14 protein-coding genes are annotated in these 20,360 nt (G+C 74.8%); 7 read left to right on the top strand and 7 right to left on the bottom strand.

Annotation, left to right across the window (positions count from 1 at the left end; all coding sequences use genetic code 11):
* Positions 1-363: 363 nt before the first annotated feature.
* The 6 genes from ctaD to ACSUPR_RS01060 all read left to right on the top strand — a co-directional run bounded on the left by ctaD (position 364) and on the right by ACSUPR_RS01060 (position 11,488).
* Positions 364-2,070 carry an aa3-type cytochrome oxidase subunit I gene (gene ctaD, locus ACSUPR_RS01085; RefSeq protein ID WP_436892189.1) on the top strand — a complete coding sequence of 569 codons (1,707 nt, stop codon included), beginning with the start codon at positions 364-366 and terminating at the stop codon, positions 2,068-2,070.
* The gene (locus tag ACSUPR_RS01080; protein WP_436888705.1) at positions 2,067-2,426 is read left to right on the top strand and encodes a hypothetical protein; all 360 of its coding nucleotides are present in this window, start codon (positions 2,067-2,069) and stop codon (positions 2,424-2,426) included. The genes ctaD and ACSUPR_RS01080 overlap by 4 nt, the downstream gene beginning before the upstream one ends.
* A gap of 917 nt (positions 2,427-3,343) precedes the next feature.
* Positions 3,344-4,624: a serine hydrolase domain-containing protein gene (locus ACSUPR_RS01075; RefSeq protein ID WP_436888703.1), complete on the top strand. Its 1,281-nt coding sequence runs from the start codon at positions 3,344-3,346 to the stop codon at positions 4,622-4,624.
* A gap of 132 nt (positions 4,625-4,756) precedes the next feature.
* Positions 4,757-5,677: a ketopantoate reductase family protein gene (locus ACSUPR_RS01070; protein ID WP_436888701.1), complete on the top strand. Its 921-nt coding sequence runs from the start codon at positions 4,757-4,759 to the stop codon at positions 5,675-5,677.
* 585 nt (positions 5,678-6,262) lie between these two features.
* Positions 6,263-9,637, top strand: a complete 3,375-nt coding sequence (locus ACSUPR_RS01065) for a pyruvate carboxylase (RefSeq protein ID WP_436888700.1) — start codon at positions 6,263-6,265, stop codon at positions 9,635-9,637.
* Between the two features lie 294 nt (positions 9,638-9,931).
* Positions 9,932-11,488, top strand: a complete 1,557-nt coding sequence (locus ACSUPR_RS01060; RefSeq protein ID WP_436888698.1) for an APC family permease — start codon at positions 9,932-9,934, stop codon at positions 11,486-11,488.
* Between the two features lie 135 nt (positions 11,489-11,623).
* Here ACSUPR_RS01060 and ACSUPR_RS01055 read toward each other — a convergent pair whose 3' ends face one another.
* The 6 genes from ACSUPR_RS01055 to ACSUPR_RS01030 form a co-directional block, all read right to left on the bottom strand.
* Positions 11,624-13,033, bottom strand: a complete 1,410-nt coding sequence (locus ACSUPR_RS01055) for a PepSY-associated TM helix domain-containing protein (protein WP_436888697.1) — start codon at positions 13,031-13,033, stop codon at positions 11,624-11,626.
* Between the two features lie 114 nt (positions 13,034-13,147).
* Positions 13,148-13,723, bottom strand: a complete 576-nt coding sequence (locus ACSUPR_RS01050) for a hypothetical protein (protein WP_436888695.1) — start codon at positions 13,721-13,723, stop codon at positions 13,148-13,150.
* Positions 13,724-13,927: 204 nt separating this feature from the next.
* Positions 13,928-14,947, bottom strand: coding sequence for a pyridoxal-phosphate dependent enzyme (locus ACSUPR_RS01045; RefSeq protein WP_436888693.1), 1,020 nt, complete (start codon positions 14,945-14,947; stop codon positions 13,928-13,930).
* The gene (locus tag ACSUPR_RS01040) at positions 14,905-15,867 is read right to left on the bottom strand and encodes a GHMP family kinase ATP-binding protein (protein ID WP_436888692.1); all 963 of its coding nucleotides are present in this window, start codon (positions 15,865-15,867) and stop codon (positions 14,905-14,907) included. Before ACSUPR_RS01040 ends, ACSUPR_RS01045 begins: the two co-directional genes overlap by 43 nt.
* Positions 15,864-16,673 carry a Rossmann-like domain-containing protein gene (locus tag ACSUPR_RS01035; RefSeq protein ID WP_436888690.1) on the bottom strand — a complete coding sequence of 270 codons (810 nt, stop codon included), beginning with the start codon at positions 16,671-16,673 and terminating at the stop codon, positions 15,864-15,866. The genes ACSUPR_RS01040 and ACSUPR_RS01035 overlap by 4 nt, the downstream gene beginning before the upstream one ends.
* On the bottom strand, positions 16,670-17,395 hold the full coding sequence (locus tag ACSUPR_RS01030) for a methyltransferase (protein WP_436888688.1): 726 nt from the start codon (positions 17,393-17,395) through the stop codon (positions 16,670-16,672). The genes ACSUPR_RS01035 and ACSUPR_RS01030 overlap by 4 nt, the downstream gene beginning before the upstream one ends.
* Positions 17,396-17,690: 295 nt before the next feature.
* Here ACSUPR_RS01030 and ACSUPR_RS01025 point away from each other — a divergent pair, with 295 nt between their 5' ends.
* Positions 17,691-18,971, top strand: a complete 1,281-nt coding sequence (locus ACSUPR_RS01025) for an MFS transporter (protein WP_436888686.1) — start codon at positions 17,691-17,693, stop codon at positions 18,969-18,971.
* Between the two features lies 1 nt (position 18,972).
* Here the strand turns inward: ACSUPR_RS01025 and ACSUPR_RS01020 are convergent, their stop codons facing one another.
* Entirely contained in the window at positions 18,973-20,301 is a 1,329-nt protein-coding gene (locus tag ACSUPR_RS01020; RefSeq protein WP_436888684.1) for an MATE family efflux transporter, read from the bottom strand.
* Positions 20,302-20,360 lie beyond the last annotated feature (59 nt).

Here is a 20,360-nt window from a genome sequence, read left to right as displayed (position 1 = left end):
CGTCTGCCGTGCCATCTTTCGCACTCTGCACATTCGAGGTCAAGGGATGGGGGGATCCGACGCCGAGGCGTGACCTGACGGCGGTTCCGAAAGCCGCGGCGAACGGACCGCACGCCTCCGGGCACGGCCGGGAAAAGGCGGGTGCGGGCGCGGCGCCGAAACGGCACCAATGGACATATCAGGTGCGATGGACCAGAAATCCAGGAGAAGGAGAATCGGTGGCAGGGCCGCGCGTCGCAGCGTGTTCCCGGGAAATGCGGCTAGGGTGTCCACCGCCCGTACACGGGAAATCGAAAAAACATATCGTCGAATAACACCCAAGAACTGGACGGAATCATGTCTGATTCTCCCGACGGCGAACGGATGACACGGGAACCGGAGCCGCCGACCCTCGCCGACGTCAGGGAGGAGGGCCGCCCCAAGGGTTCGGTCATCGTGAACTGGATGACGTCGACCGACCACAAGGTCATCGGGTACATGTACCTGATCACGTCGTTCGCGTTCTTCCTCTTCGGGGGTGTGCTCGCGGCCCTGATCAGGCTGGAGCTCTTCAGCCCGGGCATGCAGGTGATGTCCAACGAGCAGTTCAACCAGCTGTTCACCATGCACGGCACGATCATGCTGCTGATGTTCGCGACCCCGCTGTTCGTCGGGTTCTCCAACATCATCATGCCGCTGCAGATCGGCGCCCCCGACGTGGCGTTCCCCCGGATGAACCTGTTCGGGTACTACCTGTTCCTGTTCGGCAGCCTCATCACCGTCAGCGGGTTCATCACCCCGGGCGGCGCGGCCAGCTTCGGCTGGTTCGCCTACACCCCGCTGTCCGACGCGGTCCGCTCACCTGGGATCGGCGGCGACCTGTGGATCCTGGGCCTGGCCGTCTCCGGTCTGGGCACCATCCTCAGCGCGGTCAACTTCATCACCACCGGCCTGTGCATGCGCGCGCCCGGCATGACGATGTTCCGCATGCCGATCTTCACCTGGAACACCCTGCTCACCAGCATCCTCGTGCTCATCGCGTTCCCGGTGCTGACCGCGGCCCTGATCGCCCTGGGCGCCGACCGCATGGTCGGCACGCACGTCTACGACGCCGAGCACGGCGGCGCCATCCTGTGGCAGCATCTGTTCTGGTTCTTCGGCCACCCCGAGGTGTACATCATCGCGCTGCCGTTCTTCGGGGTCATCACCGAGATCCTGCCGGTGTTCAGCCGCAAGCCGATCTTCGGCTACAAGAGCCTGGTGGCCGCGACGATCGCCATCACGGGCCTGTCCGTGACCGTGTGGGCCCACCACATGTTCCCGACGGGCGCGGTGCTGCTGCCGTTCTTCTCTTTCATGTCGTTCCTCATCGCTGTCCCGACCGGTGTGAAGTTCTTCAACTGGATCGGCACGATGTGGCGCGGCCAGCTCACCTTCGAGACGCCGATGCTGTACGCGGTCGGATTCCTAACCACGTTCCTGTTCGGCGGCCTCACCGGTGTGCTGCTGGCCTCCCCGCCGATCGACTTCCACGTCACCGACACCTACTTCGTGGTGGCGCACTTCCACTACGTGGTGTTCGGCACCGTGGTGTTCGCGATGTTCGCGGGCTTCTACTTCTGGTGGCCCAAGTTCACCGGCACGATGCTCAACGAGCCCCTGGGCAAGATCCAGTTCTGGCTCCTCTTCTTCGGCTTCCACGGCACGTTCCTGGTCCAGCACTGGCTGGGCGCCATGGGCTTCCCGCGCCGCTACGCCGACTACCTGCCCGGCGACGGCTTCACCGAGCTGAACCGGATCTCCTCCGCCTTCACCCTGGTGCTCACGGTCTCCCTGCTGATCTTCTTCTGGAACGTCTTCCACACCGCGAGGACGGCACCCAGGGTCGAGTCGGACGACCCGTGGGGCTACGGCTGCTCCCTGGAGTGGGCGACGTCCTGCCCGCCGCCGCGGCACAACTTCACGTCGCTGCCGCGGATCCGGTCCGAGCGGCCCGCGTTCGACCTCAACCACCCGCACGCCGCCATGAAGGGCGGCCTGGTGGAGGAGGACCGCGAGGAGCAGGAGGAGCCCCGGGGAGGAACACGGTGAGGGGACACCGGGAGAACCCCCCGACCCCGCTCGTCGAAGGACGCATCGTGATGGTGTGCTCGGTCCTGGCCACCCTGGTCACCCTGCTGATGCTGTGGACGTGGACGGACGCGGTCCCCTTCGCGGTGATCGCGCTCTGCCTGCTGGCCGGGGTGGGGGCCCTGGGCCTCGTACACCGCAGGTCGGGCTCGGCCGAACTGGTCGGCGGGCCCTTCGACGGAGCCCGGATCGGTCCCGCGCGGGCCGCGTCGTGCCGCCGCCGGGGGGAGCTCGTCCTCTCCGACCGCGAGGGCACCGTCCGCTACAGCCCGGACCGGTCGGGACGCCTCGTCCACGACCCCGACCACGGTGCGTGACCCCGGTGCACGGGTGCGGCGGACCGCCCCGTGCACCGGGCCGCGGCGCCTCCCCCGCCGCGGTGGCCTCGCTCCGGCCTCCGGGCCGCCGTTCGGCACAGGACGGTCTCTCCGCCGGGACCGTGCGGGACCGCCTCCATGAGCGGTTCGGGCCCCTCCGCCGGATCCGCGTCCACGCCGGGTACCGCAGGCGCCCGGCCCGCGCCGGCCCCGGCGCGGGCGGGCCGCCCGGACCCGGCTGCGAGGTGGCGCCCCGGCCGACGGGGAACGGCACCGGCTCCGGATGGCCCGCACCCTCCCTCCGGGACGTCGACCACCGCGGCCGCCGCCCGTCCTGGGCGGCCCGGGACCGCGGCTCCGGGCCGCCCGGCCGCCACCCCGCGGCGCGGGCCCGGGACACCGCGCCCGGCGGGTCTGCGCCCCCGGCGAACGCCACCGGGTGTCGCCGCCCCGGGGACGCCGGCCCGAGCCCCCGCACCGGCCCGGGGTCCGAGCTCCCGGGGTCGGGCCCGATGGCCTCCAGGCGGTGCGGCGCCCCCGGCGGCGGGCGCCTCCGGTGCGTTCGCGCCGCCCACCGGGCGGTGCCTCCCGGGGCCGGGCGGCCCCCGCCGGTTCTCGGAGGCCTCGGCGCCCGCCGCCGGACCGGGCACCGCGTGCACCAGGTGGTCGGGGCCTGCCGGGGAGGCCCCGACCGTCTCTCCTGCACCCGCCGGAGCACTGGAACGCACCGCCCGGTACGGGGACGGGGGCGGTGCCGCCCGGCGGCGGGCCGCGCTCCGTCCCGGGAGGGCCCGGGGATCCGGGGGAACGGCGTTGACCCGTCGCGCCGGGGTCGGTACCTTCTCCGGGTTCCCCCGCTTCTCCCCGTGCCCCCGCCGGAGAAGGCCCCGCCACCCCCTTCTTCGAAAGGCCTTCCCTTGCCTCACGGCACCCACCCGCGGACGTCCGCCCTCCTCCCCCGGCGCCGGGCCCTGGCCCTGGCCGCCGGGCTCGGTGCGGCCGTGCTCACCGCCGACGCACTGCCCGCCGTCGCCGCGGAGAGGACCTGGCGCACCGCGGGTCCGAACGTCTCCGCCATGGCGCACTTCGACACCGTCATGCGCGAGTACATGCAGGCCCGCGGCATCAGCGCCGGTTCGCTGGCCGTGGCCCGCCAGGGCAGGATCGCCCTGGCCCGCGGCTACACCTGGGGCGGCTCCACCGTGGCGACCACCCGCGAGACCGACGTCTTCCGCATCGCCAGCCTCAGCAAGAACATCGCCGGGACCGCCGCGATGCTCCTGGCCCAGCGCGGCGAACTGGACCTGGACGCCCCCGTCGCCGACTTCGTCGACCTGTCCCCGCTGCCCGGGCGGAGCGCGGACCCCCGCCTGGGGCGGGTCACCGTCCGGCGCGCCCTCCAGCACCTGGGCGGCTGGAACCGGGACGTCTCCGGGGACCCCCTCTGGCGCGACCACGCCATCGCCGGCGCGGCGGGGTTCGACCTCCCGCTCACCGAGGAGAACGTGATCGCGTACACCAGCGGTCTCGCCCTCGACGCCGAACCGGGGACGGCGTACTCCTACAGCAACTACGGCTACCTGCTGGTGTCGCGGGTGATCGCCGCGGTGGCCGGCACCGACTTCGAGGACTTCGTGGTCTCCGACGTCCTGGGGCCGGTGGACGTGGCCCGCATGCGCGCCGGGCGCTCGCTCGCGCAGGACCAGGCGGGCGAGGTCCGCTACGAGTCCGGGTACACCGCGACCACCGTCCTGGACTCCTCCGGCGCCAGGGTGCCCCACCCGTACGGCGGGTTCAACCTGGAGAACCAGCTCGGCAACGGCGGCTGGGCGGCGTCGGCCGTGGACCTCGTCCGGTACTGCACGATCTACGACGCCCCCGGGCGGGCGGGGGTGCTGACCCCCGCGTCCATCGACGAGGTCATGGCGGTCCCGGAGATCGGCGGCGGTGCCACCCACTACGGCCTGGGCTGGTACGTGCGGCCCACCGCCAACGGGCGCAACACCTGGCATTTCGGCAGCATGCCCGGGACCTACACGTTCCTGGCCCGGTCCAACGGCTACACCATCGCGGCGCTGTTCAACCGGCGCGGCGAGGGCGACGGCCTGAACTGGGGAGAGATCGACCCCGAGCTGTGGTCGGCGGTGAACGCGGTCCGGACGTGGCCGACCGAGGACCTCACCCCCCGGTACTTCTGACGGGGACGCGCGGGCCGGTCCCGGCCGCGCCGCCCCCGGCGGGCGGCCGGGCCCCGCGCCCGGTCTTGCCGGGGACCATCCCATGGCCCTACGTTGTTCGATGTTCAACGAACTAACCGGGTGGGAGCAACTGTGAGAATCCTTGTCGTGGGTGCGGGCGCGGTCGGCGGCTACTTCGGGGCCCGCCTGGTCCAGGCCGGCCGGGACGTCGACTTCCTGGTCCGCCCGGCCCGCGCCGACCTGCTGCGCGGGCAGGGCCTGCGCGTGCGCGACCTGGACGGCACCGTCGAGGCGGTCCCCGTCACCGCGGTCACCGCCGACACCCTCGCCCCGGGCTACGACCTGGTGGTCCTGGCCGTGAAGTCCTACGGGTTCGACGCCGCGCTCAAGGACATCACCCCCGCCGTGGGCCCGGGCACCGCCGTGCTTCCGTTCCTCAACGGCATGCGGCACCTGGACGCGCTGGTCGACCGGTTCGGCGCCGACCGCGTGTACGGCGGCGTGGCCATGGTGCAGACCCGGCTGGGCGAGGAGGGGGAGATCGTCGAGGTCGGCAGGATGGCGCAGCTGATCTACGGCCCCGTCTCCGACTCCCCCGTGGTCCCCCTGACCGAGGTGCACGCCGCCCTGGACACCGGGACGTTCTCCGCGACCGCCACCGGGGACGCCGTGCGGGAGCTGTGGGACAAGTGGGTGTTCCTGGCGACCATGGGGGCCTGCAACTGCCTGATGCGCGCACCCATCGGCCGGATCAACTCCGCCGTGGGCGGGCGGGAGTTCTCCCGGGCCGTGTTCGAGGAGGCCGCCGCCGTCTCCGCCGCCTCCGGACACCCGCTCCGGCCCGAGGTGCGCGAGCGCGCCGACCGGATGCTGGGCAGCACCACCTCCGAGACCACCACCTCCATGTACTGGGACCTGACCCGCGGCAACCCGGTGGAGGCCGACCACATCATCGGCGACCTGGTGGCGCGCGGCCGCTCCCTGGGGGTGGCCACGCCGCTGCTCGCCCTGGCCGACCTGCACCTGCGGGTCTACGAGGCCGAACGGGCCTGACCGGGCCGGACCGCGGCGGCCCCCTCCCCGCGCACCCCGGCGACCGGAGCCCCGGCCGCCGGACGGGGAGACCGCCGTGACCGGCGGAACACGGGTCCCGGCCCCGGGCGGCACCGACGCCGACGGCGCCGACGGGTTCCCTCCCGCCCGCCCTCGGGCACCGCGGCCCCACTCCGGCCCGCCCCGGTCCGCCGGCGGACCACCTCGAACAGGCAGGACTCCGCCGGCGCCGTCCCCCAGCGCGTGTCCCGTGGCGAACGTGCCGGGACGCGCCCCGGACTCCAGGGGCCGCTCCTCTCCGGGTACGGAGCGGACCCGGCCCCGGGGACGGTCCTGCCGGAGGCGCACCGGGCCCGACCGGCCGGGTTCGACCGCCCCGCTCCCGGGGAGGACCCGAGGGGACGCATCGCGCACACCCGTTCCCAACACGAGGGCCGGTCGCCCGGCCCGGCGGTGCCGGTGGCTATGGTGCCCGTACCGACGCGCGGGGCGTACACGCGCACGGGATGCGCCCACCGTCGACGGGGCCGGTGGCGCGCCCGCGCGGGTGCGGACCCCGCCGTTCCCACCGATCAGAAGGACACCATGTTCCGCACAGTGCTTGTGGCCAACCGGGGCGAGATCGCCATCCGGGCCCTGCGCGCCGCCTACGAACTGGGCGCCCGGACCATCGCGGTCTTCCCCCACGAGGACCGCAACTCGCTGCACCGGCTCAAGGCCGACGAGGCCTACCAGATCGGCGAGCCGGGGCATCCGGTCCGCGCCTACCTGTCCGTCGACGAGATCGTCCGCGCGGCCCGCGAGTCCGGGGCCGACGCCGTCTACCCCGGGTACGGGTTCCTGTCGGAGAACCCGGCGCTGGCCCGGGCATGCGAGGAGGCCGGGATCACGTTCGTGGGCCCGCCGGCCGACGTCCTGGAGCTGACCGGCAACAAGGCCACCGCGGTGGCCGCCGCCCGCGAGGCGGGCGTACCGGTACTGGCCTCCTCCGCGCCCTCCGCCGACGCCGACGCCCTCGTCGCGGCGGCCGGGGAGATCGGGTTCCCGCTGTTCGTCAAGGCGGTCGCCGGGGGCGGCGGCCGCGGCATGCGCCGGGTGGACCGCCCCGACCGGCTGCCCGAGGCCCTGGCCGCGGCCATGCGCGAGGCCGAGTCGGCGTTCGGCGACCCCACCGTGTTCCTCGAGAAGGCGGTCGTGGACCCCCGCCACATCGAGGTGCAGATCCTCGCCGACGGCGAGGGGAACGTGGTGCACCTGTACGAGCGGGACTGCTCGCTCCAGCGCCGCCACCAGAAGGTGATCGAGCTGGCCCCCGCGCCCGGCCTGGACCCGGAGCTGCGCGCGCGGATCTGCGACGACGCGGTCCGGTTCGCCCGGCGCATCGGCTACCGCAACGCCGGGACCGTCGAGTTCCTCGTGGGCGCGGACGGCTCCCACGTGTTCATCGAGATGAACCCGCGCATCCAGGTCGAGCACACGGTGACCGAGGAGGTCACCGACATCGACCTGGTCCAGTCCCAGATGCGCATCGCCTCCGGCGAGACCCTGGTCGACCTGGGCATCTCCCAGGACACCGTCACGGTGCACGGGGCCGCGCTCCAGTGCCGCATCACCACGGAGGACCCGGCCAACGGGTTCCGCCCCGACACCGGCATCATCAGCGCCTACCGCTCCCCGGGCGGCTCGGGCATCCGCCTGGACGGCGGCACCGCGGCGGCCGGGACCGAGATCAGCCCGCACTTCGACTCGCTGCTGGTCAAGCTCACCTGCCGGGGCCGGGACCTGACCACGGCGGTCAACCGGGCCCGGCGGGCGGTGGCGGAGTTCCGCATCCGCAGCGTGGCCACGAACATCCCGTTCCTCCAGGCGGTCCTGGACGACCCGGACTTCCAGGCGGGCCGGGTCACCACCTCCTTCATCGAGGAGCGGTCGCACCTGCTGACGGCACGGCCCTCCGCCGACCGCGGCACGCGGCTGCTCACCTACCTGGCCGACGTCACCGTCAACAAGCCGCACGGGGAGCGCCCGCACCTCATCGACCCGGCGGCCAAGCTGCCCGAGGTCCCGGCCGGGTCGCCGCCGCCGGGGTCGCGCCAACGGCTGGCCGACCTGGGCCCGGAGGGGTTCGCCCGGTGGCTGCGCGAGTCGCCGGGCCTGGGGGTCACCGACACCACGTTCCGCGACGCCCACCAGTCGCTCCTGGCCACGCGGGTGCGCACCAAGGACCTGCTGGCGGTCGCCCCGGCGGTGGCGCACACCCTGCCCGGGCTGCTGTCCCTGGAGGCCTGGGGCGGGGCCACCTACGACGTGGCGCTGCGGTTCCTGGCCGAGGACCCCTGGGAGCGGCTGGCCGCGCTGCGCGAGGCGGTGCCCAACATCTGCCTGCAGATGCTGCTGCGCGGGCGCAACACCGTCGGCTACACGCCCTATCCCACGGAGGTCACCTCGGCGTTCGTGGAGGAGGCCGCGGCCACCGGGATCGACATCTTCCGGATCTTCGACGCCCTCAACGACGTCGAGCAGATGCGCCCGGCCATCGAGGCGGTGCGCGCCACCGGCCGCTCGGTCGCGGAGGTGGCCCTGTGCTACACCGGCGACCTGTCCGACCCGGCCGAGGAGCTGTACACCCTCGACTACTACCTGCGCCTGGCCGAGGAGATCGTGGCGGCGGGCGCGCACGTGCTCGCGGTCAAGGACATGGCGGGCCTGCTGCGCGCCCCTGCGGCGGCGACCCTGGTGTCGGCGCTGCGCCGGGAGTTCGACCTGCCGGTGCACGTCCACACCCACGACACGGCGGGCGGCCAGCTGGCCGCCTACCTGGCCGCGGTGGGCGCGGGCGCCGACGCGGTGGACGGCGCGGTGGCGTCCATGGCCGGGACCACCTCCCAGCCGTCGCTGTCGGCGGTCATCGCCGCCTTCGACCACACGGAGAGGAGCACCGGGCTGAGCCTGCGGGCCGCCAACGACCTGGAGCCGTACTGGGAGGCGGTACGGCGCGTGTACGCCCCGTTCGAGGCCGGCCTGTCCTCGCCGACGGGGCGCGTGTACCACCACGAGATCCCCGGCGGGCAGCTGTCCAACCTGCGAACCCAGGCGATCGCGCTGGGACTGGGGGACCACTTCGAGGAGATCGAGGCGATGTACGCCGCCGCCGACCGGATGCTGGGGCGGCTGGTGAAGGTGACCCCGTCCTCGAAGGTCGTCGGCGACCTGGCGCTGCACCTGGTCGGCGCCGGGGTGTCCCCGGCCGACTTCGAGGCGGAGCCGTCGCGGTTCGACATCCCCGACTCGGTGGTCGGGTTCCTGCGCGGTGAGCTGGGGGTGCCGCCGGGCGGCTGGCCGGAGCCGTTCCGCACCCGCGCCCTCGAGGGCCGCCCGGCGGCGCGGCCGGTGGTGGAGCTGGACGCGGAGCAGCGCGAGGGCCTGGAGAAGGACCGGCGCGCCACCCTGAACCGGCTGCTGTTCCCGGGGCCGACGGAGGAGTTCCAGAAGCACCGTTCCGCCTACGGGGACACGAGCGTGCTCTCCAGCGCGGACTTCTTCTACGGCCTGCGCCCGGGCCGGGAGTGCACGGTGGACCTGGACCCGGGGGTGCGGCTGCTCATCGAGCTGGAGGCGGTGGGCGAGGCCGACGAGCGCGGGGTGCGCACCGTGCTGGCCCGGCTCAACGACCAGCTGCGGCCGCTGCAGATCCAGGACCGCTCGCTGGCGTCGGCGGTCCGGGCGGCGGAGAAGGCGGACAAGGGCGTTCCGGGGCACGTGGCGGCGCCGTTCGCGGGCGTGGTGACCCTGGTGGTGGGCGCCGGTGAGGAGGTGGAGGCCGGTGCCACCGTCGCCACGATCGAGGCGATGAAGATGGAGGCGGCGATCACGGCCCCGGTGGCGGGCAGGGTCGCGCGGGCGGCGGTCGACCGCGTCCAGCGCGTGGACGGCGGAGACCTGCTGGTGGTCCTGGAGTAGGCCCCTTCCCGTGGTACGCCCCCGTCGCGGCGCGGCGGGGGCGTTCGCGTGTCCGGGCGGCGGCCCGGAGCGCGGGGGCACGGCCTGCGCGGTGAGGAGACACCGTCCGGCCCCGCCCCGGGAGGGCGCGCTCGGCGTCGTTCCCGAACCTGGCGGAGTCCCCTCATCCTGCAACTGAATCCGTTGCCCAAAGTCAATATTACAACTGTGTCCGCACTTTGATGCAAAATCTGATCCGATTTCAGTTGCCCAACCCTTGACTTGCAACGGGCCCTCCGTCTTAGATGGGGCACTATGCGTGAGACACATCACCCCCTCTCCCCCGACCCCGGAGTCGGAGCCAAAGGGCTGGCCCGCGGTCGCGTGGGCGTCCTGTCCGGTGCCCTGATCGGCGTTTCGACCGTGGCCCCGGCCTACACGCTCACCGCCACCATCGGCCTCATCGCGGCCTCCGTCGGCCTGAAGATGCCGGCGATCTTCATCGCCGGGTGCATCCCGATGTTCCTCACCGCGTACGCCTACCGCGAGCTGAACAACGCCATGCCGGACTGCGGTGCGTCCTTCACCTGGTCGGCCCGCGCCTTCGGCCCCTACGTCGGGTGGATGTGCGGCTGGGGCATGGTCGCGGCCACGATCATCGTGCTCTCCAGCCTGGCGTCGGTGGCGGTCGAGTTCGGCTACCTGCTGCTGGGACAGCTCTTCGCGAACCCCGCCGTCGCCGCACTGGCCGACGACAGGGCCGTCAACGTGGCCTCCACCGTCGGGCTCATCGCCCTGGCCGCCGCGGTCGGCTACCGGGGCGTCACCGTCACCCAGCGCGTCCAGGCCGTGCTGGTGGTCTTCCAGCTGGCCGTGCTGGCCCTGTTCGTCGTGGCCGCGTTCGTCCAGGTCGCCAGCGGCCGCGCCGCCGACCCGGCGCCCTTCGACCCCGGCTGGTTCAACCCGTTCACCGGTCTCACCACGGTGGCGTTCGTGGCCGGTGTGACCGGGTCGATCTTCGCCTTCTGGGGCTGGGACACCTGCCTGACCCTGAACGAGGAGAGCCGCGACCCCGAGCGCACCCCCGGCCGGGCCGGGCTGCTGTGCGTGGCCGCCATCCTGCTCACCTACGTGACGGTGACCGTGGCGGCGATGATGTACGCCGGGGTCGGGGACACCGGGCTGGGGCTGAGCAACCCCGACACCGCCGACAACGTGTTCGCCGCGCTCGCCGGGCCGGTGCTGGGCGGGCCGGGCGGCATGCTGCTGTTCCTGGCGGTGGTGGCCTCCAGTATCGCGAGCCTGCAGACCACGCTGCTGCCCGCGGCGCGCACCATGCTGGCGATGGGCTCCTACGGGGCGTTCCCGCGCTCGCTGGCGGCGACCCACCCGCGCTTCCACGTCCCGTCCCGGGCGGTGGTGGTGGCGGGGGCGGCCACCGCGGCGTTCTACACGGTGATGACGTACCTGAGCGAGCGGGTGCTGTACGACATGGTGGCCTCGCTGGGCGTCCTGATCTGCTTCTACTACGGCATCACCGCGTTCGCCTGCGCCTGGTTCTTCCGCCGCTCGCTGCGCGGGTTCCGCGACGTCGTGTTCCGGCTGCTCTTCCCGGTGGCGGGCGGCCTGATGCTGCTCGGCGTGTTCGGGGTGTCGGTGCGCGACAGCATGGACCCGGCCTACGGCAGCGGCAGCTCCGTGGGCGGGATCGGGCTGGTGTTCGTGATGGCCTGCGGGATCCTCGCGGTGGGCGCGGTGCTCATGGCCGTCACCCGGCTGCGCAGCCCGGAGTACTTCCTGCGGGGCGTCGCCCCCGGCACGGAGGACGGGGGCCCGGCCCCCGCTCCGGAGCGCGCGGCCGAGCCCGTCTGACCCGGGTCCGGGACCGCGCCCTCCCGGCCCGGGCCGCCGCCGGCGGCGCCGGTGTCGGGCACCGCGGAACACCGGGCCCCCGGAGAACCGGTCCCGCGCCCCCGCCACCGTCCGCGGCGGGGGCGCGGCCCGTTCTCAGGCGGCGGCGCGGCGGCGGGCCCGGGCGGCCAGCACCAGGTCCACCAGGACGAACGCCGCCAGGGACACCGCGAACAGCGGCAGCAGCCACGCCACGGCCAGGGCCGCCGCGACGACCGCGGCCCGCCCCCACCAGGGCAGCGCCCACCAGGCGCCCCGGGCGGCGGGACGGCCCAGCGCCCAGGTACCCGCGCGTGCGGGGCGGCGCAGCCACCACATCCGGTAGCCCCACACCACCAGGCCCAGTACCCCGAGTGCGACCACCGTCAGCAGCACCTGGTTGGCGACCCCGAACAGCAGTCCCATGTGGAAGGCGATACCCCAGCTCGTGAGCTTGGCGGGCAGCGGGTGGTCGGCGAACCGCAGCTCCTCGACCACCTCGCCGGTGGCGGCGTCCACCGCGACGGCGTCCTTGTGCGCGGGCCAGTGGTCCTGGGTGCCCCGCACGGTGTAGGCGGCGCCCTCCTCCACGGGCAGGGTCACCTCCACCGGGCCGGTCAGCCCGGCCTCGCGGGCGGCGGCCAGCACCGTGTCCGCGTCCACTCCGTGACCCGTGTGGCCGTCGTGACCGGAGTGGTCGCCGTGGCCGCCGTGGTCGGAGGGTGCGGGCGTGCTCAGGCTCGGGGAGGTCCACCCCCACGCCTGGCGCAGTTCGCCGATGTTCTCGCCGGCGAACCGGGACCAGGTCAGCCCGGTGGCGGACAGCAGCAGCACCCCGGCCAGCGCCCACACACCGACCGCCCCGTGCCAGGACAGGGTGCGCGCCCGGCCGGAGGCGGAGTCGTCGGGCAGCAGTACCCGGCGCACCGCCCGGCCGCGGCGCCGCCGCCCGATCCACAGGGCGGCCCCGCCCAGGGCGACCACCCAGACCCAGGTGGCGGCCAGCTCGCTGTAGACGCGCCCCGCCTCCCCCAGGTGCAGGTTGCGGTGGAACGTGGCGAGCCAGGAGCGCACCGGCAGGGAGCCACTGCTCCCGTAGCCGGTGCTCTCCCCCAGCACCTCGCCGGTGTGGGGGTCCACGAACAGGGCGAGCCGGTGGCTCTCGGCCAGGCCCTCGGCCTCGGCCAGTACCCGGGTACTGTCTCCGGGCTCCCGGCCGGGGCGCACGGCGACCACGGTCGCGTCGGGGCGGGCGTCCGCCGCGGCCGCCACCTGGTCGGCGAGCGGCACGCTCCGCGGCCCGGGTTCGACGGTGAGCAGGTCGGCGTACACGGCCTGCTCGATCTGCGGGGTCCACACGTAGACCAGTCCGGTGAGCGCGGCCACGGCGACGAACGGGGCGACGAGCACCCCGGCGTAGAAGTGCAGGCGCAGCAGCAGGGGCCGCACCGCGGCCCAGGCGCCGGAGCGGGGTGTGTCGGCGGGCCCGAGGTTCTCGGGCAGGGCTGTGGAGGTGTCGTCGGACACGGGGGTTCCTTCTGGTCTGCGCGGCGCGGGCCGCGGGCACGTCGGGGGGCCGGTGCGGGCGCACCGGGGGCGGACCGGGCGCGGGGGCGCGCACGGCCGCGGAACGGCGTGGGATCAGAAGGAGGCGGGCGGGCCGCGCCGCACGTGGACGTGGCGCAGCAGGGCGGACCGGGGCGGGCGCCGGTCGGCGGCGGGCCGGGGCGCCCCTCCGGGCGGGGCGGCGGGCACCGGCACCGGGCGCGGCAGGACCAGCACCGCGGCCAGCAGGGCCCCGACGAACCCGAGCAGGTCGAAGAAGCCGCGTTCGCCCTGGCGCAGCCACCAGGCGCTGACGCACCCGGCGGCGGCGTGCGCGGCGACCATGGTCGCGCTCAGCCCGCCCCCGTCCAGGTCGGCGGTGGCCGCGGTGTGCGCGGCGGAGGTGTGGCCGGCGGTGGGGGCGGTGATCGTGAACAGCAGGTGCAGGGCCCCCTGCCCCCACAGCATCCAGCCGGTGAGGACGCCCAGGCGGCGCTCGGACCCGGCCATCGCCCAGGCGGCCGCGAAGAGCAGGGCGAACCCCGCGGCCAGGGCGGCCGGGGAGACCGCGTGTGCGGAGTTCAGCGCGTGCCCGCCGGCCGAGACCCCGGTGCACACCCCGGCGAACACGGCGGCGCGCGCCGGCCGGAGCGGGGGCGGGGTCTCGTTCACGGGGCCGACCCTAGCGCCCGGCACCGGGGACGGCCATCCCCCCAGGGGGAAGGGAAGGGTTCCGTCCGCTCTCCTCCGGCACCGCGGAACATCGGCGCCGCCGCACCCCGGGCCGCGGGGCGCCGGGCGACGGGACCGCCCGCACGGCGGACGCGCGGCGCCCGTCCGCGGCCGGTGCGGGCACCGGCCGCGGACGGGACCGGCTCAGTCCTCGACGTGGACGGCGCGGGCCGGGGCGGGGGCCCGGCCCCATTCCATGCGCGACCAGGGCGCGGCCAGCTCCGCGGTGTCGCGGATCGCCACCGGCTCCAGCGAGTCCGCGTCCGGCGCGCCGCCGTGGCGGGCGAACACCGACTCCACGTACCGGTGCCCGGTGTCGGCGGCCACGAACACCACCCGCCGCTCCGGTGCCCGCCGCGCCTCCCAGCGGGCCACCAGGTGGGCGGCCCCGGTGGACAGCCCGGCGAACACGGCGTGCTCGCGCAGCAGAGCCACGCTCCCCGCCAGGGCGGCGTCGAACCCGACCCAGTGGACGACGTCGTACAGGGCGTGGTCCACGTTGCCGAAGGGGATGGAGCTGCCGATCCCGGCGATGATGATCTCCTTGTCGCGCACCGCCTCCCCGCCGAAGGTGACGCTGCCGAAGGGCTGCACCCCCACCAGTCCGGTGTCGGGTGCGCGCTCGCGCAGGAACGTCGCCAGCGCCCCGGTGGAGGCCCCCGACCCCACCCCGCCGACCACGGTCAGCGGGGCGGGGTCCAGTTCCTTGGCGATCTGGTCGGCCACCGCGCGGTAGCCCAGGTAGTGCACCGAGTCGTGGTACTGGCGCATCCAGTGGTAGTCGGGGTGCTCCGCCAGCAGCTCCCGCACCCGCGCGACCCGGCGGCTCTGGTCGAACCGGAGGTCGTCGGAGGGCGGCACCTGCTCCAGGGTGGCGCCCAGGATCTCCAGCTGCACCCGGGTGGTCCGGTCGATGGTGGTGGACCCCACGATGTGGCAGCGAAGCCCGTACCGGTGGCAGGCCAGGGCCAGGCCGTAGGCGTAGATACCGCTGGAGCTGTCCATCAGGGTGTCGCCGGGGCGTACCGCCCCGGTGTCGAGCAGGTGGCGCACGGCCGCGGCGGCGGAGGCCACCTTCATGGATTCGAACCGCAGGCACACCAGCCCGCCGCCGAGGTCGATCAGGTCCGGTCTGCCAAGGGTCTCGCACACGTGGTCGTCCACGTCGTCTCTCCAGGTTTCGGGGGGCTGGTGGGAAAGACCCGGGTGGGGGCGAGCCCCGCCCCGCGCAACCGTTCCAGGGCGGAGTCGATCCGGGCCCCCAGGTCGTCGGCGCGCGCGTCGAAGAGCACACCGGCCACGTTGCCGCTGTGCGCGACCTGGACGCCGACCGCCCCGCACAGGCGGGCGACGTCCCTGAGCGTCCCCAGTTCGGGCTTGGGCAGAACCCGTTGGTTGAGGACGGCGCTCTCGGTGCTGATCCGGCCCACCTCGGCGGCGTCCCCGGCGGCGACCGCGGAGCGCAGGGCGTCGCGCAGCCGTTCGTACACGGCGGCCTCGCGCCGGTCCACCCGGGCCCGCAGCCCCAGGGTGTCGACCGGCGCCCCGCCGCCGGTGAGGCAGCCGACGACGACCAGCGGCGGCAGGGGCGCCCCCAGGTCCTCCAGGACCCGGCCCTCGCGCTGGGCGAACAGCAGCGCCCGGTCGTCCTCCCACATGATGGGGTCGCTGGCGCCCTCGGCGGCGACGGCGATGCGGGCGACGGTGGCGGGCGCGGGGTCCACCCCGAACCCGGCGCACACCGCGCGCACCGCAGCGGTGACGTCGCTGGTGGAGGAGCCCAGGCCCAGTCCGGTGGGGGCGCCGCCGCGCAGCCGCAGTGTCCCGCCGCACACGCGGGCGCGGCGGGACGCGCACTCGGCGGCGGCCAGTGCTGCGGCACGGGCCGCCTTGACCCGGCCGGGCGGGTGGACCTCCACCCGGTGGGCCGGGGTGCCGGGGCGGGGGGTGAAGACGGCCTCGGTGACCGGGTCGGCCATGGGCAGGGTGACCAGGCCCCGGCGGGGGCGGCCGCGCCGGTCCAGGAACACCCCCTGGACGATCTCGCCGTGGTGGCAGGCGGCACGTCCGGTGCCGGTGATCACGAACCGGCCCCCGCCCCGTCGGCGCGGTACCGGTACAGGGCGGTGGGGACCGCGCTGAACTGGGAGAAGGGGAAGGGCTCGGCGGACAGGGCGGTGACGCCCTCGCCGAGCAGGGCGCGGGCGACGGCGGCGCCGCTCTGGGCGTAGACCACCAGGGGGATCCCGCGTTCGCGGCAGCGCCCCAGGATGGTGTCGAAGCTGCCGTTGCCCAGGGTCATACCGGTGGCGACGACGGCGTCGGCCTCCTCCAGCACCCCGTCCATGGACGCGGAGACCTCGTCGCCCCACTGGGTGCGGCGCAGGTTGAGGTCGCAGGGCAGGCATTCCCCGCCGCGCTCGCGGATTGCGGCGACCAGCGGGTTCACCACTCCGATCAGCCCGATCCTGCGGCCCCGCGGATCGGGCAGGAGTCCGGCGATGGCGGCGTCGCGGGCGACGGCACGCTGTTCGGGGGTGCCCTCGGGCAGGGTGACGGCCTCGGCGCGCGGGTCCCGGTGGTGGGGCAGGGCGGCGGCCAGGTGGGCGTCCAGGGCGGCCAGCCGCAGGGGCGTCGGCCGGTCCTCGGAGAGGAGTTCGCCCAGGGGCAGGCCGGAGGCCTGCGCGCACACCGCCGGGTCGAGTTCGCCGTCCTCGAAGGCGCAGGCGCCGAAGGCCGGTCCGACCCGGACCAGTACGTACCGGTTGAGGTAGGTGACGTCGCCGCCGGCCAGGCGGGTGCCGTGGTGGACCCAGAACACGCTGGTGGCCACCGGCAGCGGGGCCGGGGAGGTGCGGGCCGCCTCGAACAGGTCGCTGAGGGTCTTCACGCGTCCCCTTCCCGGGTCAGGCGGAACAGGTAGGTGAGCACGCCGTCCTCCCAGTCGTGCAGGTGGGCGACCCCGGGGGTGAAGCCGAGGTCGGCGGCGCGGCCGATGATGGTGCGCAGGTCGGCGGTGTTGGAGACGATGAGGTAGGCCTCCCCGCCGGGGGCGAGCAGTCCGCGTTCGGCGATCTGGGTGAAGAACGCGTCGGTGGCGGGGGCGCCCACGCAGACGTTGCGCACCACGTCGGGGTCCTCGCTCACGGCCTGGCTGACGGCGGGCGGGTTGAACGTGATGACGTCGAAGGCGGTGCCGTCGGGCACCGCGGAGAACTGGTCGGAGACCACGGCGGTGAACGCCGTGCCGGGCGCGGTGTCGCCGACGACGGTCCGGTAGACGGCCTCGGCGGCGCCGACGCTGGCGGGGTGCACGTCCAGGGCGTGGACGGCGCGGGCGCCGCGCAGGGCGGCGACGGCGGCCTCCACGCCCAGCCCGCAGCCCATGGCGGCGTAGCGGCGGCCGCGCACGTCGATGGCGTCGTCGAGGATCCTCTGGTGGATCATGCGGCTGGTGGCGCCGGGCAGGAAGACGCCGGGGGGCACGTCCAGGGTCCAGCCGTTCCACTCGTAGCGGCGGTGGGTGGCCAGGTCGGCGCGGGGGCGGTTCAGATCGATGATCTGCTCCGCCGGGAGCGGGGGCGGCAGGGTGGCGATGAGGGAGCGGTCCACTCGGTTCCTTTCGGGGAGGGTCGTCCTGAGCGGCACTATAGGGGAAATGAAAATCGTTGTCACCGAATTGCAAGAACACGGAACGTGACTCATCCCGCACCCGCGGATGCGGCGTGCCGCACCCGGAACGGACATTCCCACTTCTCTCCACCCGAAAGCGGACCACTTCCGGCCCGCCCGCCCCCTTGCGGCCCACCACCCACTCCGGTATCGCCACAACGGTCGCGACTGATAATCGTTTTCACTAGAGTGGACCCGCAGCCATCGCCACCTTCCGGAGAGTGAGAACAACCGCGTGTCCTCGACAACGGCGCCGAACACCGAACCCGCCGCCCGCCCGGGCGGCCCGCTGCGCGACCCCGCCTTCCTGCGCCTGTGGAGCGCCACCACGGCCTCCGGCCTGGCGACCTGGGCGCTCCCCTTCATCCTGGGACTGGCCGTGCTCGACGGCTCCCTCACCGCGGTCGGCCTGGGGCTGGTCCTGGCCCTGCGCACCGCGGGCTTCCTGGTGGCCGTCCCGGTCGGCGGCCTGCTCGCCGACCGCTACTCCCGCCGCGCCGTCGTGCTGTGGTCGGGTCTGGCCGCCGCCCTGGCCACCCCCGCCATCGTGCTGGGCCTGGGCTCCTCCACCGCCCTCATGGCCGCGGCCGCCGTCGTCGTGGGCGCCGGGCAGGGCGCCTGCCGCCCCGCCTTCCAGGCGCTGACCGCCGAGGTCGTCGCCGAGCAGGACCGCCAGCAGGCCAACGCCGCGCTGACGTTCTCGACCCGGGTCAGCACCCTGCTCGCCCCGGGCCTGACCGCCCTGCTGGCGCTGGTCGCCGGGCTCTGGGTGCTGCTGCTGGGCACCGCCGCGCTGTGGCTGGTCGCCGCCCTGGCCCCCGCCCCCGGCACCGCGGGGCCGGGCCCCCGCGCCCGCGCCCCGTTCCACGTGGAGTTCCTGGACGGCCTGGCCGAGGCCCGCCGCCACCCCTGGTTCCTGGCGGGGCTGGGCGCGCTCACCGTGGTCATCGCCACCGGCTACTCCGCCACCGGCGTGCTGCTCCCGCTGGCCAGCCGCGACCACTACGGCAGCGAGGCCGTGCTGGCGGGGGCGCTGACCGCCTACACAGCGGGTGCGCTGCTGGGCGCGGTGATCGTGTCCCGGTGGCGGCCGCGCGCCCGGGGCTGGGTGGCGCTGGCGGGGCTGGGGCTGTACGCGCTGGCACCGCTGAGCCTGGTCGCCCCGGTGGGCCCGGTCGTGGTGATGGCCGCGTACGCGCTGGTGGGGGTGGGCATCGAGCTGTTCAACGTGCCCTGGTTCACCGCCGTTCAGCGCGAGGTCGCCCCCGACAAGCTGGCCCGGGTGTCCTCACTCGACTTCCTGTTCTCCTACGGGCTGGCACCGGTGGGCCTGGCGCTCATCGGGCCGGCGGCCGCCGCCTGGGGCGCCGGCCCGGTGCTCGTCGCCTGCGCGCTGGCCTGCGTGGCCGCCCCCGCCCTGGCGGCCCTGGTCCCGGGCGGCCGCACCTTCTCCACCCCCGGATCCGCCCCGGCCCGCGCCACCGCGGACGCGGGGGCGGAGGCCGCCGCGGGCTGAGTCAGGGTTCCGGCGGGCGGCCCAGGGCCCGGCCCAGGACCAGGGCCGACGCCCCGTACCCGACCCCGCGGGCGGCCACCGCCCCGAACGCCGACCCCCACAGGAACACCGCGCACCAGGCCAGTGGGACCGTCACCGCGTAGGTGAGCAGCGAGGTCGCCGCCAGCACCCCGCCGCGCCGGTGCACGATCAGGAAGCGGGCCCGGAGCTGGTCGAAGAAGTACGGCGGCAGTCCCAGCATGTACGCGAAGAAGAGCCACCGGGCCGCCCCCTGGTCCACGCCCTCCCCCGAGAACGCCGCGACGAGCCAGGGGGAGGCGGCCACCGCGAGCGCGCCGCTGAGGGCGGTGACGGCGCCCGCGTACCGGGTGAGGGTCCGCGCCGCCCGCTCCCGCGCCGCGTCCCCCTGCGCGTAGCCGTAGAACACGAACGCCGCCTCGAAGCACGCCTGCGGCAGGCGGCAGTACAGCGTGTAAACCCGGGTCGCCACGGCCGTCGCGGCCACCGCTCCGGCGCCCAGGGTGCCGATGAACAGCACCGGCAGCACCGCGCCCATGTAGTCGTTGAGGTGGCGTCCGCCGACCCCGCAGGCCGTGGGGGCCAGCGTGCGCAGCTCCTCCCCCACGGCCCTGCGCGTCGGCCGGGCGGGGCGCCGCCCGCGGCGGGCCAGGACCCGGTACAGCAGGAGTCCGCCGACGGGGATCATCACCGCCTGGGCGGCGACGGTCGCCCAGGCCACCGCCGCCTCGGGCGAGGGGAACCAGGCGGCCGCCCCGGTGTACAGGAAGGCGTGGTCCAGGCCCAGGTTGGCGGCGAACCCGACCGCCGGCACCAGCGCGGCCGCACCCCGGGATCCGCACACCCGCAGCGCCGTGCCCAGGGCCACGGCGGCCAGGGCGGGGGCGAGGCCGCACAGCCGCACCGCCAGGTGGTCGGCGACGGCGGGAACGATGAGCGGATCCTGTCCGGCCAGCGCGAGCAGCGGAGCGGCCAGGGGGACCAGCGCCAGGGCCGCCAGCTGGAAGGCCCCCAGGACCACCAGCGCGGCCAGGCCCACGGCGGACAGGCGGAGGAGCAGTTCGCCCGCGCCCTCGGCGGCGGCCAGCCTCCCGCCCAGGGCGTGCACCAGCCCGCCGAAGAACGCGAACAGGGCCACGGCGAGGAGGTCGGCCAGGCCCAGCGCCGCGATGTGGACCATGCCCAGCGGGGCGATCATCAGCAGGTCCACCGCCCCCATGCCCACGACCAGGAACTCCACCGGCAGCATCGTCCCGGCGAACCCGGCGAAGGCGCGCCCGGTCAGGCGCGTGTGGTCGGCGGACCGGGCCACGGCGGTCCCTTCCTGCGGGGGTGCGGACGCTCCGTTCTCTCACGGCGCGCGCCGGGGCG

This window comes from Nocardiopsis dassonvillei (genome assembly GCF_964273065.1).
Classification (GTDB): Bacteria; Actinomycetota; Actinomycetes; order Streptosporangiales; family Streptosporangiaceae; genus Nocardiopsis; species Nocardiopsis dassonvillei_B.
This window is presented reverse-complemented; position numbering and strand designations above follow the sequence as displayed.

Bases quoted from the DNA above. Each gene is read 5' to 3' on its own strand.
- ctaD (WP_436892189.1), top strand. From the start codon at position 364: ATGACACGGGAACCGGAGCCGCCGACCCTCGCCGACGTCAGGGAGGAG.
- ACSUPR_RS01065 (WP_436888700.1), top strand. From the start codon at position 6,263: ATGTTCCGCACAGTGCTTGTGGCCAACCGGGGCGAGATCGCCATCCGG.
- ACSUPR_RS01060 (WP_436888698.1), top strand. From the start codon at position 9,932: ATGCGTGAGACACATCACCCCCTCTCCCCCGACCCCGGAGTCGGAGCC.